Annotated in this window: 12 protein-coding genes; 11 read left to right on the top strand and 1 reads right to left on the bottom strand. The window is 65.4% G+C overall.

Annotated features, from left to right (window positions below):
* Nucleotide 1 precedes the first annotated feature (1 nt).
* The 11 genes from nuoE to ACOGJC_RS06600 all read left to right on the top strand — a co-directional run bounded on the left by nuoE (nucleotide 2) and on the right by ACOGJC_RS06600 (nucleotide 13,288).
* The gene (nuoE, locus tag ACOGJC_RS06650; protein WP_419847726.1) at nucleotides 2–622 is read left to right on the top strand and encodes an NADH-quinone oxidoreductase subunit NuoE; all 621 of its coding nucleotides are present in this window, start codon (nucleotides 2–4) and stop codon (nucleotides 620–622) included.
* Nucleotides 619–1,956 carry an NADH-quinone oxidoreductase subunit NuoF gene (nuoF, locus tag ACOGJC_RS06645; protein WP_419847725.1) on the top strand — a complete coding sequence of 446 codons (1,338 nt, stop codon included), beginning with the start codon at nucleotides 619–621 and terminating at the stop codon, nucleotides 1,954–1,956. Before nuoE ends, nuoF begins: the two co-directional genes overlap by 4 nt.
* Nucleotides 1,953–4,496, top strand: coding sequence for a molybdopterin-dependent oxidoreductase (locus ACOGJC_RS06640; RefSeq protein WP_419847724.1), 2,544 nt, complete (start codon nucleotides 1,953–1,955; stop codon nucleotides 4,494–4,496). The genes nuoF and ACOGJC_RS06640 overlap by 4 nt, the downstream gene beginning before the upstream one ends.
* 34 nt (nucleotides 4,497–4,530) lie before the next feature.
* Nucleotides 4,531–5,748, top strand: a complete 1,218-nt coding sequence (gene nuoH, locus ACOGJC_RS06635; RefSeq protein ID WP_419847723.1) for an NADH-quinone oxidoreductase subunit NuoH — start codon at nucleotides 4,531–4,533, stop codon at nucleotides 5,746–5,748.
* A complete protein-coding gene (nuoI, locus tag ACOGJC_RS06630; RefSeq protein WP_419847722.1) occupies nucleotides 5,748–6,416 on the top strand; it encodes an NADH-quinone oxidoreductase subunit NuoI in 669 nt (222 codons plus the stop codon). The genes nuoH and nuoI overlap by 1 nt, the downstream gene beginning before the upstream one ends.
* Nucleotides 6,416–6,967, top strand: a complete 552-nt coding sequence (locus tag ACOGJC_RS06625; RefSeq protein ID WP_419847721.1) for an NADH-quinone oxidoreductase subunit J — start codon at nucleotides 6,416–6,418, stop codon at nucleotides 6,965–6,967. Before nuoI ends, ACOGJC_RS06625 begins: the two co-directional genes overlap by 1 nt.
* On the top strand, nucleotides 6,967–7,269 hold the full coding sequence (nuoK, locus tag ACOGJC_RS06620) for an NADH-quinone oxidoreductase subunit NuoK (protein WP_419847720.1): 303 nt from the start codon (nucleotides 6,967–6,969) through the stop codon (nucleotides 7,267–7,269). Before ACOGJC_RS06625 ends, nuoK begins: the two co-directional genes overlap by 1 nt.
* 7 nt (nucleotides 7,270–7,276) lie before the next feature.
* Complete coding sequence (gene nuoL / locus ACOGJC_RS06615; RefSeq protein ID WP_419847719.1) at nucleotides 7,277–9,199, top strand: NADH-quinone oxidoreductase subunit L; 1,923 nt, start codon at nucleotides 7,277–7,279, stop codon at nucleotides 9,197–9,199.
* Nucleotides 9,199–10,785: a complex I subunit 4 family protein gene (locus ACOGJC_RS06610; protein WP_419847718.1), complete on the top strand. Its 1,587-nt coding sequence runs from the start codon at nucleotides 9,199–9,201 to the stop codon at nucleotides 10,783–10,785. Before nuoL ends, ACOGJC_RS06610 begins: the two co-directional genes overlap by 1 nt.
* A complete protein-coding gene (locus tag ACOGJC_RS06605; protein WP_419847717.1) occupies nucleotides 10,785–12,284 on the top strand; it encodes an NADH-quinone oxidoreductase subunit N in 1,500 nt (499 codons plus the stop codon). The genes ACOGJC_RS06610 and ACOGJC_RS06605 overlap by 1 nt, the downstream gene beginning before the upstream one ends.
* Before the next feature lie 104 nt (nucleotides 12,285–12,388).
* A complete protein-coding gene (locus ACOGJC_RS06600; RefSeq protein ID WP_419847716.1) occupies nucleotides 12,389–13,288 on the top strand; it encodes a cache domain-containing protein in 900 nt (299 codons plus the stop codon).
* Between the two features lie 23 nt (nucleotides 13,289–13,311).
* On the opposite strand, the gene ACOGJC_RS06595 is transcribed toward ACOGJC_RS06600, so the two are convergent.
* Nucleotides 13,312–14,997 (bottom strand): thiamine pyrophosphate-binding protein, encoded by a 1,686-nt coding sequence (locus tag ACOGJC_RS06595; protein ID WP_419847715.1) that lies wholly within the window; start codon nucleotides 14,995–14,997, stop codon nucleotides 13,312–13,314.
* Nucleotides 14,998–14,999: the final 2 nt, after the last annotated feature.

The following is a 14,999-nucleotide window of genomic DNA, read 5'->3' as shown; positions in this document are numbered from 1 at the left end:
CATGGCCCGCCTCAACCCTGCCAGCCTCACGGTTGCCCAAGAGATCATCGGCCGATACCCGGTTCCCCGGTCCGCGCTCATCCCCTTGCTGCACTTGGCCCAAGAACAAGACGGCTATGTAACCGAGGAAGCCATGGCCCATATCGCCGAGTTGGTGGGCGTGACCCCCGCCGAGGTGATGGGTACGTGCAGCTTCTATGAGATGCTCAAGCGCGAGCCGGTGGGCGACTACATGGTCAACATTTGCAACGGCATCTCCTGTCACCTTTTGGGGGCGTCCGAGCTGATCCATCACGCTGAGGACACCTTGGGGGTGAGGCCCGGCGGGACCACCGACGACGGCAAGATCACCCTCGAGGCGGTGGAGTGCATCGCCGCCTGCACCGAGGCCCCCTGTCTCCAGGTCAACTACCGCTACCGCAACCGGGTGAGCACCCAGGACTTCGACGAGATCGTGGGCCAATTGCGGGCCGGTACCGCCGGGATCGCTCCTCACGGCCAGCTGGCCAAGGTGCGCCAGCACGTCAGGGAGGACCGCTGGGCCGGGGTATCGCCCCCCGACGGCCAGGGCGAGCCCGACTGGATGGCCCGCAACCCCTCCGACAACGGAGACGGCTCATGAGCGCGCCCGCAGCCCAAGACCTGCAGATCATCACCTCCCGCTTCGATGTTGACGACGGCCACACCCTGGCCGGCTACGAGCGCACCGGGGGCTATGCCGGATTGCGCAGGGCGCTGGAGATGGCGCCTGCCGAGGTCCACGGGGAGGTTCGCACCGCCAGCTTGCTCGGCCGGGGTGGCGCCGGGTTCCCCGCCGGGGTCAAGTGGGGGTTCTGCCCTCCAGGAGTGTGGCCCCGCTATCTGGTGGTGAACGGCGACGAGTCCGAACCCGGCACCTACAAAGACCGCCTGCTCATGGAGCGCGACCCCCACCAGCTCATCGAGGGTTGTTTGATTGCCTGTTATGCCCTCGGTCTCTCCCAGTGCTTCTTGTATGTGCGGGGCGAGATGGCCCACGCCCAAGAGCGCCTGGCTGCCGCCCTCAACGAGGCCTACGAGGCCGGCTACGTGGGCCGCAACGTGCTTGGCGCCGATGACTTCTCGGTGGACATCACCCTTCACTGGGGCGCGGGGGCCTACATCGTGGGCGAGGAGACCGCCCTCATCGAGAGCCTGGAGGGGAATCGGGGGATGCCCCGGCTGAAGCCGCCCTATTTCCCGGCTTCTATCGGCCTTTACGGCAAGCCCACCATCGTCAACAACGTGGAGACCCTGGCCAACCTGCCGTGGATCGTGTCCAACGGCGGGGCCGCCTTCGCGGCCATGGGGGCCGACAGCTCCACGGGCACCCGGGTGTTCGCGGTGTCGGGCCACGTGGCCACTCCCGGCGTGTTCGAGGTGCCCTTCGGCACCACCACGTTCCGCGACATCATCTTCGATCCCCGCTACGCCGGAGGCCTCCACCCCGGCCGCACCCTCAAGACGTTCATCCCCGGCGGGGCGTCGGCCCCGTGGTTCTTCGAGGAGCACCTCGACATTCCCCTAGAGAAGGCCACCGTGGACCAGGCCGGCTCCATGCTCGGCTCGGGGGCCATCGTGGTGATGGACGACACCACCGACGTGGTCAAGGCCTGCCACAACGTGGTGAGGTTCTTCGCCCGGGAGTCCTGCGGCAAGTGCACCCCGTGCCGGGAGGGCACCTCCTGGCTGGAGAAGATCCTCAGCCGCATTCTGTCGGGCCAGGGTCGCCCCCAAGATCTTGATCTGTTGATGGATGTCTGCGACAACATCAGCCCCGGCATCAACTGGCCGCCCCGCCAGACCACCATCTGCCCGCTGGGACCGTCGGCCGTGTCGCCCATCGCCTCGGCTTTGGAGCGGTTCCGCGGTGAGTTCGAGGCCTACTTGCCCGCCACCGCGGTAACCGTCACTACGAACTCAGGGGTCGCATCGTGAGCGAGACCGAAACCGTGGTCAACATCACCGTCAACGGCCAACCGGTGGAGGCCGCCCCCGGCGAGTGGGTCATTGCCGCCGCCGAGAGGGCCGGAGTGTACATTCCCCATTTCTGCTACCACCCCCGCATGAACTCGGTGGGCATGTGCCGCATGTGCATCGTGGACATCGACACCGGGCGGGGCCCAGCCCTGCAACCCTCCTGCATGGTCGAAGTCACCGAGGGCATGGTGGTGGACACCACCTCCGATCAGACCCGCAAGGCCCAGGACGGGGTGCTGGAGTTCCTCCTGCTCAACCACCCGCTCGACTGCCCTGTGTGCGACAAGGGCGGCGAATGCCCCCTCCAAGACCAGACCATGGCCTACGGCCCGGGTGAGAGCCGGTTCATCGAGGAGAAGCGCCACTTCGAAAAGCCCATTCCCGTGAACGATCTGGTGTACCTGGATCGGGAGCGCTGCATACTGTGCGACCGCTGCACCCGATTCGCCGACGAGGTGGCCGGTGATCCGCTGATCACCTTCCAAGACCGGGGCGACCAATCCCAGGTGAACACCTTTCCCGACCTGCCCTTCTCCTCGTACTTCAGCGGCAACACCGTGCAAATCTGCCCGGTGGGGGCGCTCACCGCGGTGCCCTATCGGTTCAAGGCCCGCCCGTGGGATCTCACCGAGGTGGAGTCGACCTATCCCAATCCGATGGGTGATCGGGTGGTGGTGCAGGCCTCCCGCGATCAGGTGCTGCGCTATCAGGGCGTGGACAGCGACGCGGTCAACTGGGGATGGCTCACCGACAAGGACCGCTTCTCGTTTGAGGCAACCGCCAGCGAGCTGCGGTTGCGGTCGCCGCTGGTGCGGGGAACTCCGTTGGGCCAGCCCGATCCCGACGGCCCCGAGCTGGTTGAGACCTCCTGGCACCAAGCCCTGGCCATGGCGGCCGACGCCATCCTGGCGGCGGTCGAGAACAAGGGCCCCCAGTCGGTGGCCGTTTTGGGTGGGGCCCGCCTGACCAACGAAGACCAGTACGCCTGGGCTCGGTTGGCCAAAGGCGTCATCGGCACCGATCACGTCGACGCCCAACTCGACGATGGTCTGCCCGCTGACGCGGTGCTCGGCCTGCCCCGGGCCACCATAAATCGGGCCTGCACGCCGGGCGGCACCGTCATCTTGATGGCTGCTGATCCCAAAGAGGAGCAGGGCACCCTGTATCTGAGGCTCCGCCACGCCGTGGTCAACGACGGCGTGCAGCTCATCGAGCTCACCCCCCGGGCAACCGGGCTGAGCCACTTGGCGGCCCACCGTTTGCACCACCGTCCGGGCGAGGCCGCGGCGGTTGCGGCCGCCCTGGTGGGCGGCGACATCGACGCCGGACCCGACGGCGAGATTGGCGGGGTTTCGGCCGAGGCCCTGGCCGAAGCGGCGGCCGCGTTGGCCGACCGGGCCGACCAGCCGATCACCGTGATCCTGGGCCGCCCATCGCTGGCCGAGGCGGCAGGCCCCACGGTAGAGGCCGCGGCCGAGCTGATGAAGTTGGCCAAGCTGCTGACCGCAGGTGGGCGACCGGGCATTGCCTTTTTGCCCGCGCTGCACCGGGGCAATGTGCTCGGTGCGTTGGACATGGGCATGGCGCCTGGCCTGCTGCCCGGTCGGGTGACCCTGGCCGACGGCGGCGCTGCGCTGGCTGAATCGTGGGGCTCGGTACCCGCATCGCCCGGTGCCGACGCCCGAGGCATCCTGAAAGCGGCTGCCGGCGGAGACATCGACGTGTTGATCCTGCTGGGCGCCGACCCTCTGGGCGACTTCCCCGACCGCAAGGTGGCCGAGTCGGCCTTGAGCCGCGCCGGCACGGTCATCGCCTCCGACCTGTTCTTGCATCCGTCTGCGGCTCAAGCCGACATTGTGTTCCCCGCGGCCGGCTTCGGTGAGCGCCGAGGCACCCACACCAACATGGAGGGCCGGATCACCCGGGAGCGCCAAGTGGTTACCTCGCCGGGTACGGCCCGAGCCGACTGGGCCATCGCATCTGAGCTCGCCCGACAGCTCGACGCCGATTTCGGTTTCGGCAGTCCAGAAGAGGTGTGGGACGAGATCGTCCGGGCGGCGCCATCGCACCGAAGCCTCTCCTTGGAGGCCATCGACGCCGAGACCGATGGCGAGGTGGCGGCAAACAGTTCCATCGAGTTCACTCCGCCGGAAAGCCCCACTGAAGTGCCCCATGTGGACGCCTACAGCCTGCGGCTGGTGTCGGCTCGGCGCATGTACGACCGGGGCACTCTGGTGCAGCACGCCCCCTCGTTGGCCGGCCTGGCCAATACCGCGGCCCTTGCGGTCAACCCCTATGACTTTGACCGGGTCGGCGTTGATCCCGGCACCGAGGTGCAGGTGATCTCGCACATCGGCGAGATGGGCATGCCGGTGGTGGCCGACCCCGGCGTGCCCCGAGGCACTGCGGTCTTCGGGTACAACCACCCCGACCGGGACGTGCGAGACCTGATCGATGCCGATGCGGTGGTCACCGACGTGAGGATCCAAACTCGATGACCGCGGATCGGCCGCTCCAAGGGGTTCAGGTCCGATGACCGCGGTGCTCGGTCCGAGTGTGTTTGGCCTCGACCCGCTGTATATCGGCGGAGTGGGCCTGGCTGAGGTGCTCATCACCTTGCTCAAGGTGGGGGTGGCCTTCGCGATCTTGTTGGTGGCCGTGATGTTGATGATCTGGTTCGAACGCAAGGTCATCAGCGACATGCAGAACCGCATCGGCCCCAATCTGGCCGGGCCGTTCGGCATCTTTCAGACGCTGGCCGACGGCATAAAGCTGTTCTTCAAAGAAGACCTGATCCCCGAGCAGTCCGATCGGCTGGTGTTCAAGCTGGCTCCCTATCTGTCGCTGGTGCCCGCTTTCTTGGTGTTCGCCGTGGTCCCGGTAGGGGGCGATTTCAGCGGCGGCAACGGCCGGGTCACCTTGTTCGGCCACGAGACCCTTCTCCAGGTGTCCGACCCACCGGTGGGGATCCTGCTGGTGCTGGCCATGTCGTCGGTGGCCGTGTACGGGGTCATGCTGGCTGGCTGGTCGTCGGGCTCCAAGTATCCGCTTTTGGCGTCGGTGCGAGCCTCGGCCCAGATGGTGTCGTACGAGGCCGCCTTGGGACTGTCGTTGGCTGCGGTGCTGTTGAAGTCGGGCAGCTTGTCCACCAATCAGATCGTGGCCGAGCAGTCGGTGTGGAACTGGAACCTGTGGGTCACCTGGGTGGTGCCCATGGTCATCTTCCTGATTGCGGCCACCGCCGAGCTGAACCGGCCCCCGTTCGACTTGGTGGAGGCCGAACAGGAGCTGGTGGGCGGTTTCCACACCGAGTACAGCTCCATCCGCTTCGCCCTGTTCTACCTGGCCGAGTTCATGAACACCATCACCATGTCGGCCATCATCGTGACGCTGTTCTTGGGCGGCCCCAACGGCCCCGACTTCACTTCGATCGGCTGGCTGTCGGGTCTGCTGTGGTTCTTCATCAAGCTGATGCTGTTCTTGTTCTCCTTCGTGTGGCTGCGGGCCACTCTGCCCCGCTTCCGCTACGACCAGCTCATGGACCTGGGCTGGAAGCTGCTCATCCCCCTGTCGCTGGGCTGGTTGCTGGTGCTGGCCTCCTATGACGTGGCCGGCGACCGGGGCTGGAACCGGGCCGCCGCCGTGATCGTGATGATGGCCATCATGGTCGCCCTGGCCGGGCTGCTGGCCCTGGCCCTGCGGACCGCTCGCCAACGCCGAGAACTCGACCCGCAAGGAGGCTTCGCCTAATGGGATACCTCCAAGGATTTGCGGTCACGCTGCGCAAGCTGCTGAAGGGCACCGAGACCGGCCGGGTGGTCACCACCCAATACCCCGACGAGAAGCGCCCCAAGCCCGAGCGCTTCCACGGCCGCCACGTGCTCAACCGCTACGAGGACGGCATGGAGAAGTGCATCGGATGCGAGCTGTGCGCCGGCGTGTGTCCGGCCCGCTGCATCTACGTGCGAGGGGCCGACAACCCGCCCGACGACCCGGTGTCGCCCGGCGAGCGCTTCGGCTACGTGTACGAGATCAACTACCTGCGGTGCATCCACTGCGATCTGTGCGTGGAGGCCTGCCCCACCGAGGCCATCACCGAGTCGAAGCTGTTCGAGTTCTCGTTCACCAACCGGTCCGACGCCATCTACACCAAAGACGAGCTGGTGGTGGGTGACGACGGTCGGCCCCAGCAGCTTCCCTGGGAGGACTGGCATCCCGGCGACGACGAGCACACCTCGGCGTGGGTGCGGGCTACATCGCCATCGGGTCAGGCCGCCTACGAGGGCAAGGTGGCCTGGTCGGGCGAGCTGGGCTATGGCATCCGCTCGCCGGAGCGGGGCCAAACGGAGGAAGAGCCGGCCGACGCTGATGCTGACGCGGGCGACGATGAACACGACGATCATGGGGGCCACCACTGATGGAGACCGCTGTCTTCATAGTGTGCGCGGCCATCGTGCTGGCCGGGGCGCTGGGAGTGGTGTTGGCCCGAAACCCGGTTCACGCCGCGTTGAGCCTGGTGGGGACCCTGTTTGGCATGGCCGTGCTGTTCCTCAATCTGGAGGCCCACTTTTTGGCCGCGGTCCAGATCATCGTCTACGCCGGCGCCATCGTGGTGCTGTTCTTGTTCGTGATCATGCTGTTGGGCGTCGACCGGTTGGAAGACCTGTCGGTGGAGCCCATCACCGGCCAGCGCACCCTGGCCGCTTTGGTGGGCCTGGGCACCTTCGGTTTGGCGGTGGTCTTTCTCCTAAACAGCGAAATCGGTGCGCTCCGCGCAGGGGTTCTGAAGGCCGATCTGTCTGATCAGTACTCCAACCTGCACCAGATCGCCGACGCATTGTTCACCGACTACGTGTACGCCTTTGAGGCCACCGCCGCCCTGCTCACCATCTCGGTGGTGGGCGCGGTGGTCATGTCGCGCCGCATGGCCCGTAGCGACGATGCCCAGGGAACCGCGGGGGACGACTGATGGTCACCGCCTCCTGGTATCTGATCCTGGCCGCCGCGCTGTTCACCATCGGCGCGGTGGGGCTCTTGGTGCGGCGCAACCCGCTGATCATGTTCATGTGCGTGGAGCTGATGCTCAACGCCGTCAACCTCACCTTCATCACCTTCGGGCGGGAGCTGGGCGACATCGGCGGTCAGGTGTCGGTGTTCTTCGTGCTGGTGGTGGCCGCCGCGGAGGTGGTGGTGGGCCTGGCCATCGTGGTGGCCATCAACCGCCGCCGCCCCCAGGCCACCGCCGACGACCTATCGGCGCTGAGGGGATAGCGCCGCCATGAGCACTCTCGTAGACCTCGTCTGGTTGATCCCCGCCTTCCCGCTGGCCGGGGTGCTGATTCTGATGGCCATGGGCCGCCGTCTGGGCGAGCCTCGGGCCGGTTGGCTGGCCACCGCCATGATGGGCGGCTCGTTCATCGCCACCCTGCTGGTGTTCATCGGGCTGGTGGGCCACGAGGGCGACGAGCGCGAGACGGTGGTCACCCTGTTCGAGTGGGTGCCGGCCGGGAAGCTGGCCGTGGACATCGGCTTTCTGGCCGACCCGCTGTCCATCACCATGGCCCTGTTCGTGACCGGGGTGGGGGCCCTCATCCATCTCTACTCCATCGGCTACATGCACGGCGACGAGGACTTCTCCAAGTTCTTCATCTACCTCAACCTGTTCGCCTTCTCCATGCTCATGCTGGTGCTGGGCGATAACTTGCTGCTCACCTTCCTGGGCTGGGAGGGCGTGGGGGCGTGCTCCTATCTGCTGATCTCGTTCTGGTTCACCGACGAGGCCAACGCCTCTGCCGGAAAAAAGGCGTTCGTCACCAATCGGGTGGGCGACTGGGGCTTCTTGGTGGCCATGTTCCTGGCGTTTTTGACCTTCGGGTCGCTCCAGTACGGGGAGATCTTCTACGACCTGGAGTCCAACGGCGTGGCTGCGGGCACGGCGTCAGCCATCGTGGTGCTGCTATTGGTGGGCGCAGCCGGTAAGTCGGCCCAGTTCCCGCTGCACATCTGGTTGCCCGACGCCATGGCTGGCCCCACACCGGTATCGGCGCTCATCCACGCCGCCACCATGGTGACCGCCGGGGTGTACCTGCTCACCCGGATGAGCCCCATCATCGCCGAGGCCCACAGCTGGGTGCCCGACCTCATCATGTGGGTGGGCCTGGGCACCGCCCTAATGGCCGCCACCATCGCGGTAGCCCAAAACGACATCAAGAAGGTGCTGGCCTACTCCACCGTCAGCCAGCTCGGGTTCATGTTCGTGGCCGTGGGTTCGGGGGCCTACGTGGCCGCCATCTTCCACATGGTCACCCATGCCTTCTTCAAGGCGCTGTTGTTCCTGGGGGCCGGGTCGGTGATCCACGGCATGGACGGCGACCAAGACATCCGCCGCTACGGCGGGCTGGCCCGGCTGCTGCCCATCACCTCGATGACCTTTGTGGCCGGCTGGCTGGCCATCGCCGGGGTGCCGCCGTTCTCGGGCTTCTGGTCGAAAGACGAGATCCTGGCCTACGCCTATGGTGAGAACAAGGTGCTATGGGTGCTGCTGTTGGCCACCGCCATCCTCACCGCCTTCTACATGACTCGGCTGGTGCTCATGACGTTCTTCGGCCCGCCCCGCTGGGCTGACTCTGAAGCCGAAGCCACCGACGACAAGCCCCACCGCCATCCCCACGAATCGCCCTGGACCATGACCGTTCCGCTGGTGCTGCTGGCGGGGTTGGCCATGGTGGCCGGGGTGTTCAATCTGCCGTTCACCTCCGATGTCCATTTCTTGGGCAACTGGCTCAAGCCGTCGCTGTTCGGCAACGCCGGCCATCTTCCCTTCGGCGGCGGCACCCAGTGGGTGCTGGCCATCGTGGCCATCGTCGGCAGCCTGGGCGGGGTGTCGGCCGGGGCTGCGGTGTACATCCGCCGTCGGATCGATCCGGCCCGCATCGAACACCCCTTCTTGGCCCGGGCGTGGCGCATCGACGAGACCATCACCAACTTCATGGGCGGTCCCGGACGCCGGGCGTTCGAGCGCACCACCCAGTTCGATGAGCAGGTGGTGGACGGCGCGGTCAACGCCACCGGCACCCTGATCCGCCGGGCCGGGACCAAGCTGCGGGTGTCGCAGTCCGGCCTGGTGCGCAGCTACGCCCTGGGCATCGCCATCGGCGCGGTGGGGCTATTGGCCTGGTTCATCTCGAGGGCAGGGTTCTGATGGACGGCTCGATGGTGCTTCCGGTCATCATCTTCCTGCCGCTGGTGGGCGCGGCGGCCATCGCGCTGATCGCCCCCTCCCGCTCGGAGGTGCTCAAGCCGGTGGCGGTGGCTACCTCGGCGGCCACCGGGGCGCTCACCCTGTGGCTCATGGCGGCATTCGAGGCCGGCGACGGCGGTTTCCAGTTCACCCAGCTCGCCGAATGGATCGGCTCAGCCGGCATCTCCTGGCACGTCGGGGTGGACGGCATCTCACTGTTCCTGGTGGTGCTCACCGGTTTCCTGTTCCCCATCGCCATCGTGGCCTGCGACCCGCCCCACGACGCCAAGGCCTATTACATCTGGATGCTGGTGCTGGAAACCGGCTGCCTGGGGGTATTCCTGGCCCTCGATCTGGTGCTGTTCTTCTTGTTCTTCGAGGTCGTGCTGATCCCCATGTACTTCCTCATCGGCAAGTGGGGCCACGAAAACCGCAAGTACGCGGCCACCAAATTCTTCCTGTTCACCATGCTGGGCTCAGCCCTCATGCTGGTGGGCATGCTGGCCCTGGCGCTGCTCACCGCCCGGGAGACCGGCGGGGCGGTCACGTTCAATCTTCTCGAACTCGCCAACAGCGCGGGCGAACTGCCCACCATCACTGCCCGCTGGATCTTCCTGTCGTTCGCGCTGGCCTTCGCCGTGAAGGTGCCCATATTCCCGGTCCACACCTGGCTGCCCGACGCCCACACCGAAGCCCCCACCGCTGGGTCGGTGATCTTGGCCGGGGTGCTGCTCAAGCTGGGCACCTACGGCCTGGTCCGCTTCGGCCTGTACCTGTTCCCCGAAGCGTCCCGCTACTTCGCCCCGCTGCTGTTCACCCTGGGGGTGATCGGCATTTTGTACGGCGCGGTGGTGGCCACCATGCAGCGCGACCTGAAGCGCCTGGTGGCGTACTCCTCGGTGGCCCACCTCGGGTTCATCGTGCTGGGCATATTCTCCATCAACACCGAGGGCATCGAAGGCGGGCTGCTCCAGATGGTGAACCACGGCCTTTCCACCGGGGCGCTGTTCTTGCTGGTGGGCTTCATCTACGAGCGCCGCCACACCCGCCAGATCTCCGAGATGATCGGGCTTCAGAAGGCCGCCCCGGTGCTGGCCGCGGTGTTCACCGTGGTGATGCTGTCGTCGGTGGGGCTGCCCGGCCTCAACGGCTTCGTGGGCGAGTTCTTGATCTTGGCCGGGGCTTTTGTGGCCCACCGCTGGTGGGCGGTGGTGGCCGCCGCCGGGGTCATCCTGGCCGCGCTGTACCTGCTGTGGGCCTACCAGCGGGTGTTCCACGGCACCCCCGACGACGCCAACCGCTCGATGCCCGACCTCAACTGGCAGGAAAAGCTGGTCATGGTGCCGCTGGTGGGGCTCATCGTGTTTCTGGGGGTGTACCCCAAGCCGGTGATCGAGCGCATGGAGCCGGCCGTCAATGCGCTGATCGAGCACATGGAAGAAGTCGAGGGATTCGAATCGCCCACCGTGGGTGATCGGCCCGAGGGCAGCTTCGAGGATCTCCGCAAGCTCAAGGCCGAGTACGGCGACGAGGGGGAGGGCCACTGATGCTCTCGATCCTCGCCCAGGCCGACATTCCCGACATCCAGTGGCTGCCGCTCATCCCCCATCTGGTGATGGCCGGGGGGGCGGTGGTGCTGTTGACCATTGTGTCGGTGGCCGGTCGATGGCTGCCCAAGTGGTTCCCGGCGGCGTGGACGGTGGCCACCGGACTGGCGGTGCTGGCTACCGCAATTCCGGTGTGGATTCGGGCCTGGCAATGGGGTCCCCACTCGGTTGTTGCCGGTTCTATCGGCGTGGACGGGTTCTCGGTGTTCATCATCGTGCTTTTGGCCTGCACCGTGGTTTTGACCGCATTGGTGGCCGATGGGTTCTTGCAGCGGGAGAGCGTGGACGGTCCCGCCTTCTACGTGCTGTTGATGCTGTCGGCTGCTGGCGGCATCACCATGGCCTCAGCCAACAACCTCATCGTGTTGTTCTTGGGCCTGGAGATCTTGTCGCTGGCGGTGTACGTGCTGGTGGCCATGCATCTGCGCCGGGCCGAATCGCAGGAAGCGGGCATCAAGTACTTCGTGCTGGGGGCGTTCGCCTCGGCGTTTCTGCTCTACGGGATCGCCTTGGTGTACGGGGCCACCGGGTCGCTCAACCTGGCTGGCATCCAGAACATCCTGGAGAACGAACGCCTGAGCGACAACGGCCTGCTACTGGCCGGTATGGCCATGCTGTTGGTGGGGTTCGGCTTCAAGGTGGCCGCCGTGCCGTTCCACGCCTGGACCCCGGATGTGTACCAGGGGGCGCCCTCGCCGGTGGTGTCGTACATGGCTGCCGGGGTGAAGGCGGCCGGGTTCGCCGCCCTGCTCCGGGTGTTCTTCGCCGGGTTCGGCGAGGTGGCCGACGACTGGCAGCCGGTGGTGTTCGGGCTGGCCATCGCCAGCTTGGCGGTGGGGTCGATGCTGGCCATCGTCCAGACCGACGTAAAGCGGATTTTGGCCTACTCCTCGATCAGCCACGCCGGGTTCATCCTCGTCGGCGTGCAGGCCGCCACTGATGACGGCGTGGCCAGCGTGCTGTTCTACCTGGCCGCCTACGCGGCCATGGCCATCGGCAGCTTCGCGGTGATCACCGTGGTCAGTAGCCCGGGCGATGAGGGTACCGCTCTCGAAAACCTCCAGGGTCTGGCCGCCCGCCGCCCGCTGTTGGCCGGAGCTTTCACCGTGCTGTTGCTGTCGCAGGCCGGCATCCCATTCACCGCCGGGTTCTGGGCCAAGTTCGAGGTGATCACCGCGGCGGTGGATGCCCGCTCCTTCTGGCTGGCGGTGATCGCCATGTTGGCTGCGGTGGTGGCTGCTTTCTTGTACTTGCGCATCGTGGTGGCCATGTTCCTGGATGCCCCCGATCCCGACGCCCCTCGGTTGCGCATCCCCCGTGGTCCAGCCCTGGCTGTTGCCATCGTGGTGCTTTTCACCCTGGCCTTCGGCATCTACCCCGAGCCCCTCCTCAACCTGGCCGACGACGCCTGGCTCAATCTCCGCCTTTACGCCCACTAGGCACCCACACTTCATTCACACCAGATTTTCAAGGGCTGCTGGTAGCCTGAGCTACCTATAAATGGAACAGGATGGTGAACCAAATGCGTAGAAGTCGATGCCGAGTGTTCATCGCCGCAATGGCTGCTGTAGCCGTTGGGATCTTCGCGCTGGCTGCGTGCGGCAACGATGATGATGGAGCGATGGCCGGTCCACCCCCCAAGACCGAGCGGGACGCGTACACCAAGTGGTATGTGCAGCAGGCCCTCGACCGCTACGAAGAGACCGGCCGGCAGGCCACCATCGATTACTACAACAACGAGGCTGGCTCCAACGACCAGTGGTACGTGTTCATAATTGATGCCAACTCTGGAATTGGCGTGGCCCACGCCACCATCCCTTCGCGGATTGGCTTCAACTCAGCTCAGCGAGTGGATATAACCGGTTATGCCTATGGCCGGGATCTGGTGGATTCTGACGAGTCAGGCCACTGGGTGGACTACGTGTTCTACAACCCGCAGACCGACACCGGCGGCACCAAGCACACTTGGGCCATACGGCGGGGCGACCTGATCTTTGGATCGGGCTGGTATGAGGACACTTATCCCGTTCCTCGGCCCACCAAAGCCGAGCCCGGCTCTTACACCAGGGCGTTCGTCGAAGACGTCATATGGTTCTATGAGTCCAACGGACGCAGCGCCCTGATCGATCACTTGGATTCTCCCGACAGCACCGACCCGCCTAGCGTGGACGGCCAATGGTACGGGTTCGCCGTCGACCTCGACGGCGTGGTGCTGGCCCATCCGACGGTTCCCGACAATGTGGGCCAAACCCTCCACGAGATCCTCGGTGCCACCCCCGAAGGTCTGGCCGCCGCTGATGAGATGGTGACCGCCACCGAGACTGGCAAGTGGGTGGATTACGTCTACCTCAACCCGCAAAGCGGCCAGCAGGAGACCAAGCACACGTGGATCGTCAAGCGGGATGACATTCTCATCGCTTCCGGCTGGTACGAAACCGGCTAGGTCTGCCGCTCGGCAGTTCGGCTCTAGGACGAGATCAGCCCCTTCTGGGGATGGGTCCAGGGCAGTTTGGGTACATGTTCGATCTGCTTGGGCCGAGGCAGGGGAATATGGCCTATAGGGACGTCGATGACCACTGGTGCCGGTTGTTCGAGCGCAGCAGGGATAAGTGTTTCAAGGTCCATGGGGTCGTCTGCCCTCATGCCAATGGCGCCAAACGACTCGGCGAACTTCACGAGGTCGGGGTTGGCGAGGTCGGTTCCGTAGGCGCCGTCGAAGAAATCGTCTAGGTCGCGGGCCACGTTGCCGTAGGAGTCATCTCTGAAGATGACGGTGGTGATGTTGATTCCGTATTGGACGGCGGTTGACAACTCAGGTGAGTTGAACATGAAGCTGCCGTCCCCGGCGAAGCACACGACCGGGCAATCTGGTTTGGCCAGCTTTGCTCCCAGCGCTGACGGGAACGCAAAGCCCAAATTAAACGAGTACCCAGAGTCGATGTAAGTGTTCGGGTGGTTCACCGGCCAGTGGGTTCGGGCATAGAAGCCGAACTGGGTCACGTCCCACACGGTATATGCGTCTTCGGGAGTCCCCGTTCTGATCGCTTCCAAGATGGGGTATTGCGGTTCGTTGTCTCGGATGTCGTAGTAGGCGATCAGGCGACGGGCGGCGGACACGGCTTGAGCGGGGGAGGGGCGGTCTCTACACCCGGCTTCAACAAGAAGTGGCAACAGAGAGTCGATGGTTGCTTGGGCGTCGCCGTGCAGGGGGATGGTGTTGTCTTGAATCCGGGTGAGGTCGAAGTCGTCGATGTTGATGTTCACGAGCGTCGACGACTTCCCGGCTGGGTTGCCCAGAGAAAAGCGTGTTCCAATCCCGATGACAACATCGGCGGTCTTCATAACGTCCAAGAGCTGATTCATCTCGTGCCGTTCACCGCCGGGGCTGACGCATGAGCCGTAGCACAGAGGATGGTTGTCGGGGATGGCACCCTTGCCGCCGCCCGACGTGATGACTGGGATATTGGTGGCCTCGACTAGGTCGAGGAGCGCCTGCTCCGCGCCGGAGAGAGCTACCCCGCCTCCGGCGACGATCAGGGGAAGTCGGGATTCCGAAATGGCCGAGGCGGCTTGTTGCAGTTGCTCGCGGCTGGGCATGGCTCGGGAGATGGGGATGGGGTCCATGAGCTCGACTTCATCTCGTTCCACCAGAGCATCCGGTGGGCATTCGATGTAGGTCGGACGGGGGCGACCAGTGCGCATTTGTCGAAATGCCTCGGATACGGCCCCGGGAATCTCCGTTGGCGTCAGGGCTTGCTGGCGCCATTTGGTTATGGGTCGCACAATGTCCATCTGGTCTTCGATCTCATGGACCCCGCCGAGGTTCATACCTATCTGCCCTCGGGGAATTTGCCCAGCAATGAGCAGTACCGGACAGGAGCGGGCGTGGGCCGTGGCCAATCCCGCAGCGGCGTTGTATATGCCGACGCCGGGAACGACCAGAGCCACTCCCGGCTTGCCTGACGCGCGGGCGTATCCGTAGGCCATGTAGGTGGCGGCCTGCTCGTGCCGGGTGGTGACCATCCGAATGCCGGGCTCGTCGCGCAGCGCGGCCACAATCCCGTATGTCTGGATGCCGGGGATACCGAAGACGACCTCGACGCCCTCTCGGACCAGCGACTTGACGAGAGCTTCCCCCCCGCTCAACTTCACCG

This window comes from Candidatus Poriferisocius sp. (genome assembly GCF_965204015.1).
Lineage (GTDB): Bacteria > Actinomycetota > Acidimicrobiia > Acidimicrobiales > Bin134 > Poriferisocius.
This window is presented reverse-complemented; position numbering and strand designations above follow the sequence as displayed.